Raw genomic sequence first — 23,606 nt, 5'->3', positions numbered from 1 at the left:
CATGGAAAAACCTCTCAAACCACTGATTTTAAATGGTTTGAGAGGTTTTTTACTCTTGCAAACTGTAAAAGTCGGGAAAAAAATACCAGGCCGGGGATCCTGAGGAAGGAGGCCCGGCCTGGTATTTGCCTGTTCATTCGCTTACGCCATGCCGTAAACGGCTTTCCGCGCCTTGGCGTAGTCGGAGCGGCGCACATGGACGGTGTAGATGAATCCATTGTGGGCATCAGCGTTCTTGTAGAACTTGTTGTAGGTCTGGTAGACCTTGACATCCAGGATGGTGCCGATGGTTCCGCGGGTTCGGGTGGTTTTCACCTCGAAGGGGATGCCCGAGGCCTTGAGGACGTCCTTTACCCGGGCCAGTTCCTCCGCAGAGGTGTCGCTCATGAGGGGTTTTCGGTTGAGGAAACTGATCATGGTCTTCTCCTTTCAGCAGCAAGGGAGTTGCGTTTTCGGCTTTATTATAATCTGTTTTTCAGAAAATTCCAATGAAATTCTTCTTCGGCTTGAAGGAAGGGAAGAATCTCCGCGAAAGGGGGAGAACTTTGGTATAATTGGAAGAGAAACCCCCGATGACCTGTGGGATTTAAGCGGGGCTTTAAAGATTCTTAAAGCATTGCCGTTACAATGGAAAAAAACGGAAAAGGAGGCAGCCATGGATCTGAACCGCATTATCGGACTATTTTTTACCATTCTCTTCGTTCTCATTCTCTTTTTCATCATTCTTCGCTCCCTGCTCCTCATGGGTCGGGATCTCAAAGAGTCCAATACCCCGGAGGAGAAAGTTCTCCGCCTCCAGGTGACCCATACGGGGGAGAATCGGAACCTCAAGGAAGGAAACGTGCTGAAGGTCATCCATGAAACCACCTTCGGCCGCAAAAATGACAATACCGTGGTACTCACGGACCCCTATGTGTCCGGGTACCATTTCCGGATCTTTCCCCACGAGGGGCGTTTCGTCATTGAAGACAACGCCTCCACCAACGGCACGGTGCTCAATGGGGACAAGCTCACCATGAAGACCTACCTGAAGAGCAATGATGTGATCCGGGTGGGGAATATGACGCTGAAGGTCAGCCTGTAAGGAGGCACTATGAAGGACGCCAAAGTTCGAATGCTCATTCCCATCTATCTGCTTACCTTCGCGCTGTTTTTTAACATCGCGCTCCTTCGGGACCCCTTTGATGCGGGGGCCCTGATTATGGCGGCGGTCATGTGCGTGCTCATCGGCTATGCCCATCTGGTGGTGAACAAGTTCTTTTCCCATGGCGACAAGTTCCTCGTGACCTTTGTGTCCGTACTTCCCGTCATCGGCATCGCTGTCCTCTACCGCCTGGATCCCAATGTGGCGGTGAAACAGGTGCTCTGGTTTATCATCGGCATCAGCACCTACATCTCTTTAGTGATTTTGCTGCCGGATCTCAACCGCTTTGCCCGCTACAAGTATCTCTATCTGGCCGGCACCCTGATCTTCATGTCCATGGCCACCTTCTTCGGCATCACCGTCTACGGGGCCAAGAACTGGGTGGACCTGGGCTTCACCACTTTCCAGCCTTCAGAGTTCGGGAAAATCTTCTTCGTCTTTTATCTGGCCAGCAGCCTGAAAAACTATACGGATCTTAAATCCCTCATCGAGCCGGGCGTGGTGGTGGTGCTCTCTTTAGGCTTCATGGTGCTCCAGCGGGATCTGGGCTCCGCCATGATCTTTACCTTCATCGCCATCACCATGCTCTACACCGCCACCTCCCGGATCAAATACCTCCTGGCCTCCTTTGGCCTGGGAGCCGTGGGGGCGGTGATGAGCTATGCTCTTTTCCCCCATATCCGGCGCCGGGTCATGATCTGGCGAAAACCCTGGGAGTATGCGGGCAATGAAAGCTACCAGATCGTCCAGGGGCTCTATGCCATGGCCTCCGGCGGCCTTTTCGGCCGAGGTCTGGGCTTGGGAAGCCCCCAGTATATCCCCATCAATAAGTCCGACTATATCTTTGCGGTCATCGTGGAGGAGCTGGGCATGATCTTTGCCCTGGGCATCCTCATCATCTATTTCCTTATGTTCTTCCGGAACATCCGCACAGCGCTGAAGGCCAAATCCACCTTCACCTCCCTCCTGGTGGTGGGCTTCTCCGTCATGGTGGCCATGCAGGTCATCGTCATCATCGGCGGCGTCATGAACATGATTCCCTTGACGGGAATCACCCTGCCCCTCATCAGCTATGGCGGAACCTCCATGCTGACGGTGTTCTTTTGTCTGGGGATCATTCAGAAGATCTCCGAGGAGGTGTGACCATGCGGGAAGATGTGCGCAAGCAGGCTCTCAATAAAAACATCATGATCCTCTCCAGCGTCATTTTGGCCCTTTTCGTGGGAATCATGGCCTATATGGTGTACTTCCAGGTCTTCATGGCCCGGGAGATCGCCGAAAAGCCGGGCAACGCCCGGTATGCGGAAGCCCGGAACGAAGTGCTCCGGGGGACCATCTATGACCGCTACGGCGTGGCCCTTTCCTCCAGTGTCCGGGAAGAGAACAACTCCCAGACAAGGGTCTATGCGGGGAAGGAAGCCTTTGCCCAGGTCCTGGGCTATGTGTCCCGCAGCGGGACCACAGGACTGGAAAGCTACATGGACCGAACCCTCACCACCGATGAATTTGTCCTGAATCTCAATAAAGAGACCCTCCTGGGGATTCTCCAAAACCCCACCAAGGCCATCAGCCGTACGAAGCTGGGAAATCAGGTGGTGACGACCTTTGATGCCCAGTTCCAGCAAAAGGCCTATGGGCTTTTGGGAAACAAACTGGGCTCCAGCGGCTCCATTGTGGCCATGGATCCCCAGACGGGGGAGATTCTGGCCATGGTGAACCGGCCCAGCTATGATCCCAATAAGCTGGAGGAAATCTACGGGGATCTTCTGAAAGCCACCAAGGATGACGGCGTGCTCCTCAACAAGGCTGCCCGGGGAACGTATTTTCCCGGATCCACCTTCAAGATCATCACCCTCATCGCTGCGTTGGAAAACATTGGGGATGCCGCCACCCGTGTCTATGCCGATAACGGCCTGCTGGACGTGAAGGTGGGAAAGGATCTGCCCAACATCAACGGCAATGTCTACGGCAACATTTCCCTGAAGGAAGCCTTTGCCGTATCCTCCAACGTGGTCTTCGGGGGACTCTCCCTGGAGCTGGGCGGGGACAAGCTGGCGGAAGTGGCCCAGCGCTTCGGATTCAATCAGGACCTGAATCTGGATGGCCTTTCCGTGGGCAAGAGCGTCTTCACCGCCTACGGGAAGAGCGACGACGGGGCCCTCGCCGCTTCGGGCATCGGCCAGACCGGCGTGTCCACCCATCCCCTGCAAATGGCCATGGTGGCCTCGGGAGTGGCCAATGGCGGAAAGCTCATGGTGCCCCGGGTGGTTCGCTCCATCCTGAAGTATGACGGCACCACTAAGGAGACCTTCCAGCCCCAGGTGCTCCGTCAGGTCACCGATGAAGCCACAGCTCTCCTGGTGAAGGAATACATGAAAAACAATGTGGACTCGTCAAAGAACAGCAACATGAAGCGCATCTCTGCCCTCCGGGGCGCCGGGAAAACCGGCACCGCCGAGGACTTCTATGTCACCACGGGGGAAACGGAAGCCGGAAACAAGGAAGCGGTGACCAACTCCTGGTTTGTGGGCTTTGCCCCCTATGAGAATCCGAAAATCGCCATTGCGGTCCTCGTCATGGACGGCGGCGGCGGCTCGGGAAAAGCGGCAGGCATCGCCGCGGAACTGATGGAATGGTATTTGGGAAACAGGTGATCAAATGTTTGATTTAGACTATCAGCTGAGCATCCTTCCGGACAATCCGGGAGTCTATATGATGAAAAATGAGCTGGGGGAAGTCATCTATGTGGGCAAGGCCAAGAACCTGAAGAAACGGGTGCGCTCCTACTTCATCCAGTCCAAGAACCATTCGGAGAAAACCCGGGTCATGGTGAGCAAGGTGGCGGAGTTCGAGTACATTATCACGGACAGCGAAATGGAAGCGCTGATCCTGGAGATGAACCTCATCAAGAAGTACAGTCCCCGCTACAATGTGCTCCTGAAGGACGACAAGCACTTTCCCTTCATCAAGATCACGACCAACGAGGACTTCCCCCGGGTCTACATCACCCGGACCTATGCCCGGGACGGAAACCGGTATTTCGGGCCCTACACCGATGTGACGGCGGTCCATGAGACCCTGGACACCATCAAGAAGATTTACCCCATCCGCACCTGCCGGCGGGTGATCCTGGAGCTGGGGGAACGGACGAAGCCCTGCCTCAACTACCATCTGGGGCTGTGCAAAGCTCCCTGCGCCGGCTACATCTCCAAGGCGGACTATGCCCTCATGATCGAGGACATCGTGAACCTCCTGGAAGGGCGGGATGTGAAGATTAAAAGATCCCTGAAAGCGGAGATGCTGGAGGCCTCCGAGGCGCTGAACTTTGAGAAGGCTGCGGTGCTGCGGGACAAACTCTACGCCATCGAGAAAACCGTACAGAAGCAGAAGGTCTTCACCCGTTCCTTGGACGATGAGGACTACATCGCCACGGCCAAGGATGAGGAAGATGTCTCCGTCCAGGTCTTCAATGTCCGGGACGGAAAGCTCGTGGGGCGGGAACACTATATTCTGGAAGGCTTTGCCAAGGAGGAGGATGCCGTGGTCATGGCGGACTTCCTCCAGAGCTATTACAGCGGCACCGCCTTTGTGCCCAAAAAGATCTTCACGAAAACCGAAATCACCGATGAGGTGCTGAAGGAGTGGCTGCAGCTAAGGCGGGGCAAAGCCGTGACCCTGGTGTCCCCCAAGCGGGGCGAAAAGGTCAGCATGCTCTCTTTAGCGGAAAGCAATGCCAAGGTCACCCTGGATCAGTTTAAACAGAAGATCCTCACGGAATACCAGACGAACAATGACGCCCTAGGCCAGCTGGCCCAGCTTCTGGAGCTGGATATGCTGCCGGAGCGGCTGGAGGCCTATGACATCTCCAACATTCAGGGGGTGGACTCCGTGGGATCCATGATCGTCTATGAGAAGAACAAGTTCAAGAAGAGCGACTACCGCCGCTTCAAGATCAAGACGGTGAAGGGGGCCAACGACTATGACTCCATGCGGGAGATCCTCACCCGGCGTTTTCGCCGGGGACTGGACGAAGTGGAGGCCATCAAGGCCCGGCAGCTGGATCATACGGGGGGCAAGTTCAGCGTGTTTCCCGACCTCATCGTCATGGACGGTGGCCGGGGCCAGGTGAACATCGCCCTGGAAGTTCTGGCGGAGCTGAATCTGGAGATTCCTGTCATGGGCTTGGTGAAGGACGACTTCCACCGGACCCGGGGGATCATCTTCCAGAATGCGGAGTATGGCTTTGAAGGGATGAAGGAGGCGAGGAACCTCTTAACCCGGATCCAGGATGAGGTCCACCGTTTTGCCATCACCTATCACCGCACCCTGCGGGATAAGCGCACCCTCCACTCCATCCTGGAGGATATTCCCAAGGTGGGCGAGCGCAGGCGACGAAGCCTCATGGTAAAGTTCGGCTCCATTGAGGCCATCCGGGCCGCGTCCATAAAGGAGCTGGCGGAGACGCCCACCATCGACCAGAGTACGGCGGAGAGCATCCACCGTTATTTCCACGGGGAGAAAAAAGAAAAGGGATCCTCTGGCGAGGAAAAATAAGGGAAAGGCTAAGGGCTCAAAAGCTTTCACAAAAAGACTATTTATTTCTTCAGTCTGATTGTGTATAATGCATAGATGGAGTTTAACAGAAGGAGCAGTAATGAATGAAGAACTACATTAGCGCCTACGATGAGTTGGGACTGATCCTAACCAAAGACGAGATCCTCGTGGACGAGCCCATGAAGAACCATACCTGGTTTGAAATTGGCGGCACGGCGGATCTATTGGTCATTCCCGATTCCGTGGAGAAGCTGGTCCGGGTCATTGAGTTCGTCCATGAATACCAGATTCCTGCTTTCCTCATCGGAAACGGTTCGAATCTTTTGGTTCGGGACGGGGGAATCCGCGGCATCGTCATCAAGACGGAACGCATTGGGAAGATTGAGGTCCTGGGCGACAGCATCCATGCGGAATGTGGCGCACTCCTTGAAGATATTTCGGAAACGGCCTGCGAAGCCTCCCTTAGCGGCTTTGAGTTTGCCTGCGGCATTCCCGGAACCTTGGGTGGAGCGGTATACATGAATGCCGGCGCCTATGACGGGGAAATGTCCTTTGTTCTGGAAAGCGTTCGGGTCGTGACACCGGAGCTGGAAGTGAAGACCCTGGGGAAGGATGAACTGGAGCTGGGCTATCGCACCTCCGCCATCAAGACGAAGAATCTGGTGGTCCTGGATGCGGTGATGAAGCTGGTGCCGGGAGACAAGGCCGAGATTCGGGCCAAGATCGACGATCTTACCCAGCGGCGGGAAGAGCGTCAGCCCCTGGAATATCCCAGTGCGGGCAGCACCTTTAAGCGCCCCACGGGATACTATGCGGGAAAGCTCATCCAGGATGCTGGCCTTAAGGGATACCAGATCGGCGGAGCCCAGGTGTCGGAGAAGCACAGCGGCTTTGTCATCAACCGGGATCACGCCAAAGCTCAGGATGTGCTGAATCTCATCACCTTTATCCAGTCCACGGTGCTGGAGAAGTTCAATGTGGAACTGGCCACGGAAGTGCTCATCGTGGGGGAAGACAATCCCACCAATTCATAGTCATTTTGCGGAAAGGTCAGCCTTTCCGCTTATTTTTTTGTCTTTCGTTGAACCGCCCCTTTCCTTGCAGTTCAGACCTGAATACGATATCATCTAAGTGGAGTCTATCATGTAAGGGGGAACAATCATGAAGGAACTGATCCGGGAAGAAGTGCGCGGAATGAAGCGCTATGTGGCGGGAAAACCCGTTTCCGAGGTGAAGCGGGAACTGGGGCTGACCCAGGTGGTGAAGATGGCGTCCAATGAGAACCCTTGGGGGGCCAGCCCCCGGGTGAAGGAAGCGGTGGTCCGGACCTTGTCCGACATCAGCCGTTATCCCGATTCCGGATCCTTCGGGCTCCGGGCGGCCCTCATGGCGAAAACCGGGGTACCCATGGAGAAGATTTTTGCGGGCTGCGGATCCGATTCTTTGATTAAGGTGATTTCTGCGACGTTTCTTCGGCCGGGGGAGGAGATCCTCATGGGCGAGCATTCCTTTTCCCGTTATGAGGACAATGCCCTTCTCATGGGGGCCCGGGTGGTGAAATCCCCTATGCCCCAGGGGTTTTTGGACCTGCCGGATATGCTTACCCGGATCACGGACAAAACCCGGATCATCTACCTCTGCTGTCCCAACAATCCCACGGGTTCTGCCTTTGGGAAGGCCCAGTTTGAGGCGTTTCTGCTCCATGTGCCGGAACGGGTGGTTCTGGTGCTGGATGAGGCGTACCGGGAGTATGTGACCCGGGAAGACTATTTCGAAGCCCTGGATTATCTGCCGGACCATCCCCGGCTCATCGTGCTGCGAACCTTCTCCAAGGCCTATGGCATGGCGTCTCTTCGGGTGGGCTACGGCTTTGCCCAGGAGGAGCTGGTGGAAGCTTTCCAGAAGGTCATGGATCCCTTCCTCGTAAATCTCTTTGCCCAGGAAGCCGCCGTGGCTGCCCTGGAGGATGAGGATTTTCTTCGGCATGTGCAGGAGGAGAATCGAAAAGGAAAGGCCTATTTCTACGAGGAGCTTCAGGCGCTGAACCTGCCCTATGTGCCCTCAGAGGCCAATTTTGTCCTCTTTGACACGGGAAGAGATGATCTGGAAGTCTTCCAGGCGCTGCTGAGAAAGGGCTACATTGTCCGCCCCGGATCCTATCTGGGCTTGCCGGGCTTTCTCCGGGTGACGATTTCCACCATGGAGGACAACCGGGGATTCTTTGAAGCGCTCCGTCAGGTGCTGGAGGGGGCCGTGTCAAAAAACGCCCAAACCCTCCGATGACCCCGGTACTGAAGCTTCTGACGGCTCTTTTGGCGGCCATGTTTTTACTGGCGGCCTGTCAGCCCCAGAGCGAGAAGATGACCCCTTCTGATGTGCGGGCTTTGGCCGCCCTGAAGGAGGAGCTCACCTGGAAGGATCTGGAAGGCTTTGACCATGAGGAAGTGGGCAGCGGGCTCTACATCCTAAAGTTTGAAATCACCGGAAGTGAAGGTTATGTGCTTCTTGCCGGCGGCGGATCAAAAACCGAGCCGCCCCTCTATGTGACCCTGCAGAGTCCCACGGTGGAGTCCTGGGAGATCCGTACCGAAGAGCTTCCGCCGACATTTCCGAAATAATGGGTTAGCATCAAACATGAAAGGAAGGACATTGGAATGAATGACAAAAATCCCAAGAAAATTTCCCCCGAACGCAAGGCCCTCTACTATACCGGCATGGGCATCACGGGGATCGGTATTCTCCTGTTTCTCTCGGTGTTTTTCACCGCCTTCACCCAGGATCCCTTTGACATGATGGAATCCCAGGGAAACCCCATGGCCAATGGGTTCATCGGCTTTATCCTCATCGGCATCGGCGGGGTGGTCATGAATCTGGGTGCCCGGGGTGCGGCAGGATCCGGACTCATTCTGGATCCGGAAAAAGCCCGGGAAGATCTGCATCCCTTCACGTCCGCCGCAGGCGGCATGATCAATGATGCCCTGGAGGAAGTGGATGTCTTGAAGAAGCGGAGCGAGGAGCCCGAGGAAGTCATCCGCATCCGATGTCCCCAGTGCAAGGAGCTTAATGAAGAGGATGCCCGTTTCTGCAAGAGCTGCGGAAAAGAGCTGTAAGATCCAAAACCAAGGCGGCAGATCCCCAAACCTTAAGGTGGGGAGATCAGCCGCTTTTTTTGTAAAACCCCAATGTGCTTGAATCCTGAATCGAATTTTCACCGGATAATCGATGCGGAATCGATTTTTTGGTGAAAATCTGATCTCAAGTCCAGGTTGACACAAAGGGACAAAATTTTTGGTGAGATGTCTACTCGATGGGTGAAATGTTTGCGGTTTAGCTCCTTTAGCCGACAGTTTTCAGGATCTTCTGCTTGGAATGAGGCTGGCTTTATCGAGAAAGTAAACAGGTTTCGGTGTCCTGGAGCGCGTATGGTATAATCAGAGAAGAAGAAACGGGATAAGGGCGGTGCAGGGATGAAAGTCAGGGATTGGCTGAATACAGGTTATGGAATCAAGCGATGGTTCGGACTGGGCGTGGTGGCCGTGGCCCTCATGGGCTTTGTGCTGGTGGAGCTGGTGAACCGGCGGCACAAAGAGCTGCCTTATCTCCTCTACTATGCCTATCTGCTCCTCTTGGGACTGTCCTTAATCTATGTATCCATTGCGGAGCTTCTGAAAAGCTTCATGACCCTGGCCCAGGACGGGCTCATCCAGTTCAATGTGGATTCTCGGGAAATCGGCAGCCTCCTCCATGAGAAGAAGCTCGTGGTCCAGGGGCCCCGGGTGGTCATCATCGGAGGAGGTACGGGTCTTTCCACCATCCTCAAGGGCCTCAAGGCCTACACGAACAACCTCACCGCCGTGGTCACCGTCGCCGATGACGGTGGCGGTTCTGGAACCCTCCGGGAAGATCTGGGGATGCTCCCGCCGGGAGACATCCGAAACTGTCTGGTGGCCCTGGCCAACACCGAGCCCCTCATGGAGGAGCTCATGCAGTACCGCTTCGGCCACGGCGCCCTCAAGGGCCAAAGCTTCGGGAATCTCTTCCTGGCCGCCATGGACGGGGTCTCGGACAACTTCGAGGATGCGGTGCAGAAGATGGCCAATGTCCTGGCCATCACGGGAAAAGTGCTTCCCGTGACCCTGGAAAATGTGAAGATCCATGCCCTCCTGGAAAATGATCAGCTGGTGGTGGGGGAATCCCATATCCCCGAAGTGAGCATTTCCGAAGGGGCGCGCATCAAGAAACTCTCCATTGTCCCTGCGGATGCCCAGTGCCTTCCCGATGTCCGGGAGGAAATCCTGAAAGCCGATGCCATTATCCTGGGACCGGGATCCCTTTACACCTCCATCATCCCCAACCTTTTGGTGAAGGGGGTGCCCGAGGCTATCAAGGAAAGCCGGGGCATCAAGATCTACATTGCCAACGTCATGACCCAGCCGGGGGAAACCGACGGCTTCGCCGTCTCCGATCATCTGAAGGCTCTCTATGAGCATGGGGATGTGGGCCCCTTGAACTATGTCTTCGCCAACACCACCCCCATCGGCAAGAGCAAGCTCCAGGAAAAATATCACCGCATGGGGCAGTTCGAGGTCCAGGTGGACGAGGAAAAACTGAAAGGCCGAGAGTTTCGGCTCATCACCGGAGACTTTATTAAGCCCAAGGAAACTTCGGTACGCCATGATGCGGAGAAGCTTTCCAAAAAGCTCATGGAAATCATCATCGATGAGACCCTGGCCCCGGACAAGAAGCGAATTCTGGAGTACTTCGCCCTCAGCAGCATCCTGAAGCAGCGCCGCCACGACAAGGCAGGAAAGGAAGAGAAACTATGATTGAACTCCGTGAAGTGACCATTGAGAACTGGGCAAAAATCATCCGCCTTAAACCGGCTCCCGAGCAGGAGCGTTTTGTGGCCGCCAACAGTGTGTCCCTGGCCCAGGCCCATTTTCAGCCGGAGTGCCGGCCCCTGGCGGTGTATGACGATGACACCCCCGTGGGCTTCATCATGTACTGTTTGGACCCTACGGACAAGGAGTACTGGATCTTCCGGCTCATGATCGACAAGAATCACCAGTCCAAGGGCTACGGCCGCGAGGCCATGGAGCTTCTTCTCACCCTCATCCGCCAGGATCCGGAACATCACTGCGTCTACATCAGTTTTGAGCCGGAGAACGACTGGGCGAAGGCCCTCTATACCAAACTGGGCTTCGTGCCCGATGGTCGCATGGTGGATGGAGAAGTGGTGTACCGTCTGGACTACGGCAACTGACAGGGAGCCTGTACTGATCCAAAGTACCCGCTGTATTGAAAATTCCGCGTGCCCGGGATCGTGACGGTCCCGGGCGCTTTTTTACGGCGAATCCGCCAAGATGATGATTTGCGGGATGAAGTGAAGGGAATCGGCGCCAAAATACTTCAATCTCTGCATGTTATGAAGAAAGAACATATGATATAATAAATCGGGAATACTGTACTAATTTACTGGAAAACAGCCTGGGATTCCGCGCATAACCGCGGGGAAACCAGAACAGGCAGGGGGGAACCATGTCATATTCATCCACAGTCAAAAGTGAAATCACACGGAATACGGAAATCTCCCGGGAGGAGATCATCGCCATGCTGTCCGCCATCATGAAGGTCTCCGGGACTCTGGCCTTCTCCTCCTCCCGGCTTTCCTTCAAAATCACCACGGAGAATCCCTCCACGGCCCGGTTCATCTTCAAGCTCCTCAAGGACCACCTGAAGATCCACGGGAAACTCCTGGTGAAAAAATCCGGTTCCCTGAAGAAGAATAACATCTACGTCATCGTCATCAGCGAAGACATGGGGCTGAAGGAGCTGCTTCTGGAGACGGGTATCCTGAAGGACGAAGAAGATGTGTTCAGTCTGGACTACCGAATCAATCCGAATCTCGTCCGCACGGACGCCCTGAAGAAGGCCTACATCAAGGGCTCCTTCCTGGGCTCCGGGAGCGTCTCCAATCCAGAAAAGGGCTATCATCTGGAATTTGTGGTGAACTCTCTGGAGCTGGCGGAAGACCTCATGGAACTGGTGAACTCCTTCGGACTCACCTCCAAGGTCATCGCTCGGAAGAACGCCTACATCGTCTACCTGAAAGAAGGGGAGCAGATCGTGGATATCCTGTCCATCATCGGCGCCTTCAACAGCCTCTTTGAGTTTGAAAATGTCCGGATCGTGAAGGATATGCGCAATAACGTGAACCGGCTGGTGAACTGCGAAACGGCGAACCTCTCCAAAACCGTCAATGCGGCGGTGCGGCAGGTGGAATCCATCAAGCTCATCGAGCGGATTATCGGGCTGGGACGGCTTCCCAAGCCCCTTCGGGACATTGCGGAGGTCCGGCTGGAGTATCCGGACGAGTCACTGAAAGAACTGGGGGAAATGCTCAATCCTCCTGTGGGGAAATCTGGGGTGAATCATCGGCTCCGGAAGATCGAAAAAATTGCGGATGAATTGCGTAAGGGGGGATTATAGTGGCCAAGATCGACAGGATCATGGAACACATCAAGGAACTGCAGCTGGGCACCAAGCTGTCTGTCCGGACACTGGCCAAGGATATGGGCGTCAGCGACGCCACAGCCTACAAAGCCATTAAGCTCATGGAAGAGGAAGGCTATCTGGAAACTCTGCCACGGACGGGGACCGTGCGCGTGGAAAGCGAGAAGGAAAAGAAGATCGAGAGCATCACCTACAAGGAGATCCTCCGCATCGTGGACGGGGAACTTCTGGGGGGAGCCGAGGGGGTGGAGAAGACCATTTACCGCTTCAACATCGGGGCCATGACCCTGGAGTCCATGAAGAAGTACCTCACCGTGGGGGGCCTTCTCATCGCCGGAGACCGGGATGAGGTCCATACTTTGGCCCTCAACATGGGGGTGGGCGTCCTCATCACCGGCGGATTCAAGGCCAGCGATCGCAACGTAGCCCTGGCGGACCGGCTGAAGCTGCCCATCATCAGCTGCTCCTATGACACCTTCACCACAGCCTCCATGATTAACCGGGGCATTTCGGAGAATCTCATCAAGCAGACGATTCCCTACGTGAAGGACATCACCACGGAACCCGTGTCCCTACGGGATGACGGCACCGTGGGCGACTATATGCGCCTGTCGGAAAAGACCATGCATGAGAAGTTCCCCATTGTGGACGCCCATGGCGGCGTGGTGGGCATCGTCACCCCCAAGGAAACCTTTGGGCACAAGGAAGGGGACAAGCTCAGCGACATCATGCGAAGGGTCACCGTATCCATTACCCCCAAGTCCACCATTTCCTATGTAGCCCATATCATGGACTGGGAGAACCTGCCCCTTTGTCCCGTTTCCGATGAGGGGGTTCTGGTGGGGGTCATCACGAGGACGGATATTCTGAAAGCCCTCCAGGAACGGCACATGAAGCCCATGGAGACCGACACCATCGAAGACAAGATCATCCGAAATCTGGAGATGGAAAAGCGCGACGGCAAGTACTACTACACGGGGATGGTCACTCCGGAGTTTCTGGATCCCTTGGGCAATGCCTCCCGGGGCCTTTTGTCCATGCTCATGAGCAAAACCGCCATCACCCTCTTGCAGAACCAGTACTACAGCTGCAGCCTGGATAAGGTGTCTACAGACTTCTATGAAGTGCTGGGCATCGACCGGACCTTCACCATGGAGGTCAATGTCATCAAAACTTCCAAACTCCATTCCAAGGTGGATGTGAACATGCGGGCCAAGGACAAGCTCATTGCGTCCTCGAGGCTTAACATCGTCCACACTCTGGATGACTAAGCCTTTGCTGCCTGATTCTTTGCTGCTGCTTCAAAAATTTTGAACATTTGAGGAGGAACCCATGTTTACACACGTTGTCCTGTTTAAGCTGAAGAACAATTCCAAGGAAAATATCAAGAAGATGGCGGATCTGCTCCGCTCCATGGACGGAAAGATCCCCATGCTCCGCGGACTCACCGTGGGCGAGGATGTGCTCTTCACGGAAAGAAGCTATGACATCTGCCTCATCACCACCTTTGACAGTCAGGAAGCCCTGGATGAGTACCAGGTCCATGAGTACCATGTGGAAACGGTGCTGAAAAACCTGAGACCGGAGCTGGAGTCCTCCAAAGCCTGCGACTTCTTCTCCTAAAAGCCACCGCCGCGAGTATCCGGAGAAAGGAGCGCCATGGAAACACAATTCGCACATCTTCACCTCCATACGGAGTACAGCCTGCTGGATGGGTCAGCCAAGATTTCCGACATCATCCGCACGGTGAAAGCCCAGGGCATGAAGCACGTGGCCATTACGGACCACGGCGCCATGTACGGAACGGTGGAGTTCTACAAGGAAGCCAAAAAAGCCGGCATCCATCCCATCATCGGATGCGAGATCTATGTGGCAGCCAAGGATATGGCCCTCAAGCAGCAGGATCCGGAAAACACCACCCATCATCTGGTGCTCCTGGTCAAGAACGCCAAGGGGTATGACAATCTCATGAAGATCGTCTCCCAGGCGTCTCTGGAAGGGTTTTACTACAAGCCCCGGGTGGACCATGCTTTCCTGGAGCAGCATGCCGAGGGGCTGGTCTGCCTTTCCGCCTGTCTGGGCGGCGAGGTCCAGGAGTTCTTCAATCTGGGCATGCCGGAGAAAGCTCGGGCAGCGGCCCTTTTCTACAAGAACCTCTTTGGGGAGGACTACTATCTGGAGCTGCAGGATCACGGGCTCCAGGAGCAGAAAAAGGTCAATCGGATGAACATCGCCCTGGCCGAAGAGCTGGACATTCCCCTCATCTGCACCAATGATGTCCACTACCTGAAAAAAGAAGACAGCCGAGCCCACGATATCCTTCTCTGCATCCAGACGGGCACCACCGTGGATGAGGAGAAGCGCATGCGCTACCCGTCCGACGAGTTCTACCTGAAGTCTCCGGAAGAGATGGCGGCGCTCTTTGAGCATGTGCCTGAGGCCCTGGAAAATACGGTTAAAGTGGCGGAGAAATGTCACTTCGACTATGAGTTCCATGTGTCCAAGCTTCCCCGTTTCCCCCTCCCGCCTAGGACGGATCCTTTCGCCTATCTGGAGGAGCGAAGCTACGAAGGCATGGTGGAGAAGTATGCGGAGTTTGCCTCCTATCGGGGACAGTCTTTCTCCCCCGAGAGTCTTCGGGAGGTTGCCGATGAGGCCCAAAAAGCCATCATCACCCGGCTGGATTACGAGCTAAGCGTCATCCGCCAGATGGGCTATGTGGACTACTTCCTCATCGTCTGGGACTTCATCAAGTTTGCCAATGACCACGACATCGCCACCGGCGCCGGCCGCGGCAGCGCCGCAGGGTCTGTGGTGTCCTACTGTCTCAACATCACCAAGATCGATCCCATCCGGTACAATCTGCTCTTTGAGCGGTTCCTGAACCCGGAGCGAATCTCCATGCCCGATATCGACTCGGATTTCTGCTATGAGCGCCGGGGTGAAGTCATTGACTATGTGGTGGGCAAGTATGGAGCAAGCAATGTGGCGCAGATCATCACCTTCGGCACCATGGCTGCCCGGGCCTGTATCCGGGACGTGGGCCGGGCCATGAACTACCCCTACGGGGAAGTGGACCAGATCGCCAAAATGATCCCCACCATGCTGGGCATTACCATTGAAAAGGCCCTGGAGCTCAATGGCGAGCTTCGCCGGGTCTATGAAGAGGATGGCCGGGTCATGGAACTCATTGACATTGCCAAGAAACTGGAGGGGCTTTCCCGCCATTCCTCCACCCACGCCGCCGGCGTGGTCATCTCCGAGCGTCCTTTGGTGGAGTATGTGCCGCTGCAGAAAAACGATGAAAGCATCGTCACCCAGTTCACTATGAACACCCTGGAGGAGCTGGGCCTCCTCAAGATGGACTTCCTGGGCCTTCGGACCCTCACCGTCATGCGGGACACCGTGGACATGGTGCGGGAGAACCGGGGCATCACCGTGGATGTGGATGCTTTGGATCTCAAGGATCCCCAGGTCTACAAGATGATAGGCGAGGGGAAGACCGTGGGCGTGTTCCAGCTGGAATCCGCGGGCATGACGAGCTTCATGAAGGAACTGAAGCCGGACAGCCTGGAGGATATCATCGCCGGAATATCCCTCTACCGTCCGGGACCCATGGGAGAGATTCCCCGCTACATCGAGAACAAGAACAATCCTGAAAAGGTCACCTATCTCTGTCCCCAGCTGGAACCCATTCTTTCCGTGACCTACGGCGTCATCATCTACCAGGAGCAGGTCATGCAGATTGTGCGAGACCTGGCCGGGTACTCCCTGGGCCGTTCGGATCTGGTCCGCCGGGCCATGAGCAAGAAGAAGCACGATGTCATGGAAGAGGAGCGCCGAAACTTTATCTACGGCCTCACGGATGACGCCGGAAACATCCTGGTGCCGGGCTGTCTGCGAAACGGCATCAGCGAAGCTGTAGCCAGCACCATCTTCGACCAGATGATGGACTTTGCCAGTTATGCCTTCAACAAGGCCCATGCGGCGGCTTACGCGGTCATCGGCTATCAGACGGCGTATCTCATGCACTATTATCCCCAGGAGTTCATGGCCGCCATGCTGAACTCCTTCCTGGGCAATGCCGATAAGTGCGGTGTCTATCTGCGCTTTGCCAAGAGCCTGGGCATTCGGATCCTTCCTCCGGACATCAACGGATCGGACTTTAAGTATAAGGTGAAGGGGGATGCCATCATCTTCGGTCTTGGCGCCATCAAGGGCGTGGGCCGGAACCTGGCGGATGCTTTGGTGGAGGTCCGAAAATCCGGGGGACGCTACAAGAACCTCATGGATTTTGCCGAACGGAACACGGGCTCCAGCCTCAACAAGCGGGCGGTGGAAGCCCTGATTAAAGCCGGGGCCTTTGACGGCCTGGAGGGCAATCGGGCCCAGATGCTCGCCATCTATGAGCGGGTGCTGGACAGTTTTGCCCAGAAGAGCCGGAAGATCATCGACGGCCAGGTGTCGCTGTTCGGCGACATTCTGGAGGAAGAGGATTCCTTCCATGTGGAGTTCCCGCGGTTGAAGGAGTTTAGCCATAAGGACCTGCTCTTCATGGAGAAGGAAATGACCGGCATGTACCTGTCAGGGCACCCCTTGGACGAATACGAGGAGATGCTGCGAAAGGCCGTGAGCCACAAGGTTTCGGATCTTCTGGAGGAAGAGGGGGCGCTTCTGGATGACATCCGGGATGATGCCGCACTCTTTACGGAATCCGTCATGAAAAAAGGCGCCTTCAAGGATGGGGACCGGGTAATTCTGGGCGGACTCCTTCGGAACATTTCCCGAAAAATCACCCGTAACTCCGCCATGATGGCCTTTATGAACCTGGAGGATCTCTCGGGAGTCATCGAGTGCATCATCTTCCCCAAAACCTATGACAAGGTGGTGGGCTTCCTCAAGGAGGACAGCATCGTCCTCGTGCGGGGAAGGCTATCCGTGAAGGAAGAGGAGAATGTGAAGGTCATTGTGGAAAGCCTGGGGGAACTGAAGCCGGTGAAATCGGCTAAGCTCTACCTCCAGTTCCCCACCATGAATGAGGCGAAGATGGCGGTGAAAGCCTTGCGTCCCGTGCTGAAAACCTTTGGCGGGGAAACCCCCGTCCTGGTGGTTTCCCGGGACAAGCGGGAGGTCATGCAGCTGAGCCGGGAGCTCTGGGTGGATGAGGGTTCTCCCGTGGTAGGACTCCTTCGGGAGAAGCTCGGCGAGACCAATGTGAAACTTGTCGAATCATAAAACCTTTACAAAAATACAATAAAAAACCAGCATCTTGAAATGCAGAACTATTAGGGCTACAATAATATGGGCGCAAATTTAATAAGACGGAAGACAACAACGCTTCTGCCTCTTGAGGAGGAAATGTTATGAAGAAAATCGGAATTTTGACCAGCGGTGGCGATGCTCCCGGCATGAATGCCGCAATTCGAGCCGTGGTTCGAACGGCGTTGGTGAACAATATTGAAGTGGTGGGAATCCATAAGGGATACCTGGGACTCCACGAGGGAGAGATCTTCCCCATGGACCGCAGTTCCGTTTCGGATATCATCCAGAAGGGCGGAACCATCCTGAAGACGGCACGCTTCCCGGAGTTTGCACAGCCAGAGGTTCGGGAGAAGGCAGCGCAGGTGCTGAAGATCTATGGCATTGAAGGCCTGGTGGTCATCGGCGGCGACGGATCCTTCCGAGGAGCCAAAGGACTGGCAGAGCTGGGGATCAAGACCATCGGCATTCCGGGCACCATCGACAATGACCTGGGATACACTGACCGCACCATTGGGTTTGATACGGCCCAGAATACCGTCATCGACGCCATCAACAAAATTCGAGACACTTCCTCTTCCCATCAGCGAGTTTCCGTGGTGGAAGTCATGGGCCGCGACTGCGGCGATCTGGCCCTTTATGCCGGCCTTGCGGGCGGTGCCACCACCATTCTGGTTCCTGAAAAGAAATTTACAAAAGAAGAAATCATCAAGACAGTCATGGACGGTAAGAGACAGAAAAAGCACCATAATCTGGTGGTTATTGCAGAAGGCGTCGGCAACTCCGATGAAATCGCCAAGGAGATCGAAGAGATTTCCGGCATCGAGACCCGTCTCACGGTTCTCGGGCACATTCAGCGCGGTGGCGCCCCTTCAGCTTACGACCGGATTCTGGCCTCAAGAATGGGACATCGGGCTGTAGAACTCCTCATGGAGGGGAAATCTGCCCGGGTCATCGGAACAGTCAAGGGAGAGATCGTCGATTACGACATCCATGAAGCCCTGACCATTAAGCGACCTTTCAACGAAAAGCTTTATCAGATTGCCATGGACCTCGTCTAATATGAAAAAATAGGAGAATGAATATGCGAAAAACCAAAATTATCTGTACCATCGGACCCACTTCTGAATCGGAAGAAACCATTCGAGAACTGATCAAGGCCGGAATGAATGTTTCCCGCCACAATTTTTCCCATGGCGATCACGCCACGCATCGAATGAAGATCGAAAGGGTAAGAGCAGCTGCAGATGAACTGGGAAAAACCGTCGCAATTCTCCTTGATACCAAGGGGCCGGAAATCCGGACCCATGATTTCAAGGATGCACCGGTGGCCCTGACCGAAGGCGAGTATGTGGATATCCACACGCAGGAAGAGGTTCTCGGCGACGCCAAGCATTTCTCCCTCACTTATGACAAGCTGGCAGAGGATGTGACCATCGGGTCCAAGATTTTGGTGGATGACGGTCTCATCGCCCTGGAAGTGGATAAGATCAATCCGGACACCAAGGTCATCACCTGCAAGATCTTGAATTCGGGGACAATCTCCAACCATAAGGGCATCAATCTGCCGGGCATCAAGACCCAGCTTCCCGCACTGACGGAGAAGGATCTGGAAGATCTGAAGTTCGGTGTGGAGATGGGCGTGGATATTATCGCCGCTTCCTTCATCCGTAAGGCAGAAGACGTGCTGGCCATCCGCCGGGTACTTCGTAACCTGGGCGGAGAAGATATTTTCCTCATGTCCAAGATCGAGAACCAGGAAGGCGTAGACAACGTGGAGGAGATCGTCAAGTACTCCGACGGCATCATGGTGGCCCGTGGCGACATGGGTGTAGAGATTCCCCTGGAGCAGGTGCCGATCATCCAGAAGAAGATCATTGAGATGTGCAATAACGTGGGCAAGCCCGTGGTCACCGCCACCCAGATGCTGGAGTCCATGGTCCGCTTCCCCCGTCCCACCCGTGCAGAAGTATCCGACGTGGCCAATGCCATTTTTGACGGATCCGACTGTATCATGCTTTCCGGCGAAACCGCCAATGGCAAGTATCCTGTGGATGCGGTAAAGACCATGGTGAAGATTGCCTGTGAGGCGGAAGCCCGCATGAAGTATGAAAAGATCGTATCCAAGATGCTGCTGACCCATGCGTCTTCTGTACCCACCGCCATCAGTATGGCCAGTGTGACCACCGCCTATGAGCTGGGGGCATCTGCCATCATCACCGCCACGGTTTCCGGAAGCACGGCGAAGAACGTGTCCCGTTTCCGTCCCGAGTGTCCCATCCTGGCCATTACCCCCAATAAGGATGTTTCCCGCAAACTGTCCCTGTACTGGGGCGTCTACCCCATCGTGGCGGATCTCTATGAGTCCACCGACGAAATGATCGACAGCACCGCGGATATCGCCAAGAAGCACGGCTTTGTCCATGACGGCGAGCTTGTGGTCATCACGGCAGGACTTCCCATTAACTTTGTGGGATCCACCAACATGATTAAGGTTCACCTCATTGGCGATGTGCTCCTCCAGGGCAAGCGTACCCATATCACCTCCCAGGTGGTCAGCGGGGTTGTCCGTAAGGTGACTTCCTCCAAAATGGCGGAGGATCATGGCCAGAGAGGCGAAATCCTTGTGGTGAACTCCCTGTCCGACGACTACATGGACATCATCCACCGGTTCTCCGGTGTCATCGTGGAGACCAACCAGGTGACTCCCGGCATCTCTGTGGAGGCCATGAAGCATGATATTCCCGTCATTGCCGAAGCCATCAATGCCATGGCCGTGCTCACAGAAGGCACCCTGGTGACCATCGACGGCAAGCGAAGCCTGGTTATTAACGGACGCACAGTGCTTCGTTCATAAAAAGCAGCAAACGAAGATTCCATAAAAAAGGGGCGATGAGCCCCTTTTTCATGGATCAAAATAAAATTAACAAATTAGACACATATTGAAAAAGCGTTGAATACCAACGGTTTAAAAAGAGTTGGTCGAAAAAAGATGAAAATTTAATAAAAAGTTTACAAATTAGTCTCAATAAGTTTATATTTAGACAGCGTCCAAATGTTATATTATAAGCTGTAAAAATTGAATTATTGGCAACTGATTCAAGAACTTCAGCACCTTCTAATGGGTGCATTTTTTTTTGCCTTCAGCGGGAAATACCGTATAATGAAGGAGAATAAACAAAAGTAGAGGATGAATGATGAAGAAAAATGCGGAACTGACCGTGGAGATTGTGGACCAGGGACACCAGGGCGAGGGCATCGGCAAGGTGGAGGGGTATCCCCTGTTTATTGAGTTTGCCCTGCCGGGGGAGAAGGTTAGGGCGAAGGTCCTGAAGGCCAACAAGAACTATGGCTATGCCAAGATGCTGGAGAGGGTGGAAAGCAGCCCTCATCGCCAGGAGCCGCCTTGTCCCTACTATTATCGCTGTGGAGGCTGTCACCTCATGCACTCGGATTATGAGGCACAGCTGGACTTCAAAAAGAAGCGGGTGAAGGATTCCCTGGAGCGCATTGGGAAGATTACCCATGTGACGGTGGAGGATACGGTCCCCATGGAGGATCCTTTCCGGTATCGGAATAAGATTCAAATGCCCCTAGGACGAGTGGGGGGCGAGTTTGTGGCGGGTTTTTATGCCCGGCGTTCCCACCGGATTATCGATATGGAAGCCTGCCTTGTGCAGCATCAGCAGGGCGATGAGGTGCTGGCCATCCTTCGCCGCTGGGCCGAGGAGTTTGGGATCTCCACCTATCAGAAGGACGAAGGGGTGGATCCCGAAGGACTTCTTCGGCACCTCATGGTCCGCAAGGGATTTCGTTCTGGAGACCTCATGGTGGTTCTGGTATCCACCAAAAAAGAAGTTCCCCATGTGGAGGAACTTCTGGAACGGCTGAAGCCCTTGAAAGGATTTTCTTCTTTGATCCTCAACATTAACAGCGAAGACACCAATGTGGTGCTGGGGAAAGAGAATATCCTGCTTTATGGAGAAGACCACATCACGGACCACATCGGACCCTTTACGTTCAAGGTTTCTCCCCATTCCTTCTTCCAGGTGAACCCTGTCCAGACGGAGGTCATGTACAACAAGGCTTTGGAGTATGCGGATCTGAAAGGCACAGAAACCGTCTTTGATGCTTACTGCGGAGCAGGAACTATTTCACTCTTCCTCTCTCAAAAGGCGAAGAAAGTCTATGGCGTGGAGATTGTTCCGGAAGCCATCGCCGATGCCAAGGAGAATGCTCGGGAAAACCATGTGGATAACGTGGAGTTCCTTGTGGGCAAAAGTGAGGAGGTCATCGCGGAACTCATCCAGCAGGGCATCCGTGCCGATGTCATGGTGGTGGATCCGCCAAGAAAGGGCTGCGAGATGAAGCTCCTAGAGTCCATCCGGGATATGGCACCGGAAAAGGTGGTCTACGTATCCTGCGATCCGGGGACGTTGGCCAGAGATCTGGGGATTCTGGAATCCTTTGGCTTTAGAACAGAAAAAGTGACGCCCGTGGATAATTTCCCCATGTCCTACCACGTTGAGACGGTAGTATTGATGTCAAGGGTTGATAAGTAAGGGTGTACTAATATAAGTAAATAAAGGCTTTCCGTGATTTGAGGTCTGGTAATAAGCCGGAAGGATAATCACGGATTTTTGTTTTGAGGGAAGTTATCCAAGAATGATGAAATAAAAAAATATCAGCCGAAATAATTGTTGATATGGTGAGTTGATAAGATGATTGGCAAAACAATGGTGAGTTGACAAGATTGCTATTATTCTGGAGATTATTAAGTTAAAAATGGCGTTAGAAGTAATTACTTTTTAAGTGCATATACAGGTTGAAAAAACAATGTCAATATGTTATTATAAAAAGAAAAGGTGGATTTAGGTATGAATAAGGAAGATAAAGCCCAAAAGCAACCAATGGAGTTTTATAACATGTCAGATTTTCTTAGAGGGCAATCCTCGAAATTGATCACAGGTTTATCAGATGAAGATAAAACAGCTTTTGTTTTGAAAAATGGAAAGCCTGTAGCAGTTCTTATCTCCCACGAGAGATATGAAAGATTATTAAAAGCAGGTATAGATATTACTGAATACTAAATATAAAACACTTAATAGATGAGAGAGGTTAAATGAATGGCCGTGAAAAAATCAGAATTGTATTCCCTATTATGGGATGCTTGTAATAAATTAAGAGGTGGAGTAGAACCTTCAAGGTATAAAGATTATGTGCTTGTATTGTTATTCTTCAAGTATGTATCAGACAGATATAAAGGGCAACGTTTTGCTGAATTTACAGTAAATGAAGGTGCCTCGTTTGACGACTTGATTGCTGCAAAAGGCAAGCCTGATGTTGGTGAAAGAGTAGACAAAATTATTCAAAATTTCTTGGCAGATAATAAGCTTTTAGGAAAACTTCCTGATGTTTATTTTAATAATCCAGAGGAACTTGGTTCTGGTAAAGAGCTAGTTGATAAAGTTTCTGGTCTTATTGCTATTTTCCAAAATCCTGCGATTGATTTCAAGAGTAACAGAGCTAGTGGTGATGACATCATCGGAGATGCTTATGAATACTTTATGATGAAATTTGCTCAGGAGTCTGGTAAGAGCAAAGGACAGTTTTATACACCTAGTGAGGTATCACGTATTATAGCTAGACTCATAGGTATTGGCGATATTAGACAAGAGACAGGAAAGAAATGGACTCTTCACGATCCTGCGGCTGGTAGTGGATCTTTACTTATTCGTGCAGCAGATGAAGCACCAACTGATGATAATGGTGATTCCATAGTTACAATATTTGGTCAAGAAAAATACCCTGATACTGCTGGTTTAGCTCAGATGAACTTTATCCTACATAATAAGGGCACAGGTGAAATCAAAAGAGGAAATACATTGGCCAATCCACAATATACTGATGATTTTGGTGGACTTAGAAAATTTGATTTTATTGTCATGAACCCACCATTTTCTGATAAAGACTGGACTGATGGGATTAAACCATCTGAAGATAAATACAAGAGGTTTGATGGTTATGGCATTCCACCAGAAAAAAATGGTGACTATGCTCAATGTCATTAAGTTAAGAAAATCAGCGTATGGAAGCATGCGCTGATTTTCTTTGCAAATTTTTAAGAAATAGCTTG

General features: G+C 53.3%; 20 protein-coding genes. 19 read left to right on the top strand and 1 reads right to left on the bottom strand.

Translation table 11 applies throughout. The annotated features are described in order from the left end of the window. Window positions 1-141: 141 nt before the first annotated feature. Window positions 142-417 (bottom strand): hypothetical protein, encoded by a 276-nt coding sequence (locus KCG48_RS13650; protein ID WP_211802741.1) that lies wholly within the window; start codon window positions 415-417, stop codon window positions 142-144. Window positions 418-655: 238 nt separating this feature from the next. Here KCG48_RS13650 and KCG48_RS13645 point away from each other — a divergent pair, with 238 nt between their 5' ends. The 19 genes from KCG48_RS13645 to KCG48_RS13555 all read left to right on the top strand — a co-directional run bounded on the left by KCG48_RS13645 (window position 656) and on the right by KCG48_RS13555 (window position 23,541). Further along, complete coding sequence (locus tag KCG48_RS13645; protein ID WP_211802740.1) at window positions 656-1,084, top strand: FHA domain-containing protein; 429 nt, start codon at window positions 656-658, stop codon at window positions 1,082-1,084. Between the two features lie 9 nt (window positions 1,085-1,093). Next, window positions 1,094-2,287, top strand: a complete 1,194-nt coding sequence (locus tag KCG48_RS13640; protein ID WP_211802739.1) for an FtsW/RodA/SpoVE family cell cycle protein — start codon at window positions 1,094-1,096, stop codon at window positions 2,285-2,287. Window positions 2,288-2,289: 2 nt separating this feature from the next. Then, window positions 2,290-3,798, top strand: coding sequence for a peptidoglycan D,D-transpeptidase FtsI family protein (locus tag KCG48_RS13635; protein ID WP_211802738.1), 1,509 nt, complete (start codon window positions 2,290-2,292; stop codon window positions 3,796-3,798). A 4-nt stretch (window positions 3,799-3,802) separates the two neighbouring features. After that, on the top strand, window positions 3,803-5,698 hold the full coding sequence (gene uvrC / locus KCG48_RS13630; protein ID WP_211802737.1) for an excinuclease ABC subunit UvrC: 1,896 nt from the start codon (window positions 3,803-3,805) through the stop codon (window positions 5,696-5,698). 104 nt (window positions 5,699-5,802) lie between these two features. Next, window positions 5,803-6,732, top strand: a complete 930-nt coding sequence (gene murB / locus KCG48_RS13625; protein WP_211802736.1) for a UDP-N-acetylmuramate dehydrogenase — start codon at window positions 5,803-5,805, stop codon at window positions 6,730-6,732. 127 nt (window positions 6,733-6,859) lie between these two features. Further along, window positions 6,860-7,981 (top strand): histidinol-phosphate transaminase, encoded by a 1,122-nt coding sequence (hisC, locus tag KCG48_RS13620; protein ID WP_211802735.1) that lies wholly within the window; start codon window positions 6,860-6,862, stop codon window positions 7,979-7,981. Further along, window positions 7,978-8,316: a hypothetical protein gene (locus KCG48_RS13615; protein WP_211802734.1), complete on the top strand. Its 339-nt coding sequence runs from the start codon at window positions 7,978-7,980 to the stop codon at window positions 8,314-8,316. The genes hisC and KCG48_RS13615 overlap by 4 nt, the downstream gene beginning before the upstream one ends. Window positions 8,317-8,352: 36 nt before the next feature. Continuing rightward, the gene (locus tag KCG48_RS13610; RefSeq protein WP_211802733.1) at window positions 8,353-8,808 is read left to right on the top strand and encodes a zinc ribbon domain-containing protein; all 456 of its coding nucleotides are present in this window, start codon (window positions 8,353-8,355) and stop codon (window positions 8,806-8,808) included. Between the two features lie 357 nt (window positions 8,809-9,165). After that, entirely contained in the window at window positions 9,166-10,524 is a 1,359-nt protein-coding gene (locus KCG48_RS13605) for a gluconeogenesis factor YvcK family protein (RefSeq protein WP_211802732.1), read from the top strand. Next, complete coding sequence (locus KCG48_RS13600; RefSeq protein WP_211802731.1) at window positions 10,521-10,961, top strand: GNAT family N-acetyltransferase; 441 nt, start codon at window positions 10,521-10,523, stop codon at window positions 10,959-10,961. Before KCG48_RS13605 ends, KCG48_RS13600 begins: the two co-directional genes overlap by 4 nt. Window positions 10,962-11,236: 275 nt before the next feature. Further along, the gene (gene whiA / locus KCG48_RS13595) at window positions 11,237-12,187 is read left to right on the top strand and encodes a DNA-binding protein WhiA (protein WP_211802730.1); all 951 of its coding nucleotides are present in this window, start codon (window positions 11,237-11,239) and stop codon (window positions 12,185-12,187) included. After that, a complete protein-coding gene (locus tag KCG48_RS13590; RefSeq protein WP_211802729.1) occupies window positions 12,187-13,482 on the top strand; it encodes a DRTGG domain-containing protein in 1,296 nt (431 codons plus the stop codon). Before whiA ends, KCG48_RS13590 begins: the two co-directional genes overlap by 1 nt. A gap of 61 nt (window positions 13,483-13,543) precedes the next feature. Further along, a complete protein-coding gene (locus KCG48_RS13585) occupies window positions 13,544-13,834 on the top strand; it encodes a Dabb family protein (RefSeq protein ID WP_211802728.1) in 291 nt (96 codons plus the stop codon). 36 nt (window positions 13,835-13,870) lie between these two features. Further along, complete coding sequence (locus KCG48_RS13580) at window positions 13,871-17,446, top strand: DNA polymerase III subunit alpha (RefSeq protein WP_211802727.1); 3,576 nt, start codon at window positions 13,871-13,873, stop codon at window positions 17,444-17,446. 128 nt (window positions 17,447-17,574) lie between these two features. Next, window positions 17,575-18,531: a 6-phosphofructokinase gene (gene pfkA / locus KCG48_RS13575; RefSeq protein WP_211802726.1), complete on the top strand. Its 957-nt coding sequence runs from the start codon at window positions 17,575-17,577 to the stop codon at window positions 18,529-18,531. A gap of 23 nt (window positions 18,532-18,554) precedes the next feature. Beyond that, complete coding sequence (gene pyk, locus KCG48_RS13570; RefSeq protein WP_211802725.1) at window positions 18,555-20,327, top strand: pyruvate kinase; 1,773 nt, start codon at window positions 18,555-18,557, stop codon at window positions 20,325-20,327. A gap of 337 nt (window positions 20,328-20,664) precedes the next feature. Further along, window positions 20,665-22,032 (top strand): 23S rRNA (uracil(1939)-C(5))-methyltransferase RlmD, encoded by a 1,368-nt coding sequence (gene rlmD, locus KCG48_RS13565; RefSeq protein WP_211802724.1) that lies wholly within the window; start codon window positions 20,665-20,667, stop codon window positions 22,030-22,032. A gap of 315 nt (window positions 22,033-22,347) precedes the next feature. Further along, window positions 22,348-22,560 carry a type II toxin-antitoxin system Phd/YefM family antitoxin gene (locus KCG48_RS13560; protein WP_211802723.1) on the top strand — a complete coding sequence of 71 codons (213 nt, stop codon included), beginning with the start codon at window positions 22,348-22,350 and terminating at the stop codon, window positions 22,558-22,560. Window positions 22,561-22,596: 36 nt separating this feature from the next. Continuing rightward, complete coding sequence (locus KCG48_RS13555) at window positions 22,597-23,541, top strand: class I SAM-dependent DNA methyltransferase (protein WP_230977146.1); 945 nt, start codon at window positions 22,597-22,599, stop codon at window positions 23,539-23,541. Window positions 23,542-23,606: the final 65 nt, after the last annotated feature.

This window comes from Proteiniclasticum sediminis (assembly GCF_018128025.1).
Taxonomy (GTDB): Bacteria; Bacillota; Clostridia; order Clostridiales; family Clostridiaceae; genus Proteiniclasticum; species Proteiniclasticum sediminis.
Note: the sequence above shows the minus strand (reverse complement) of the source record. Positions and strands in the feature narration are given on the sequence as shown.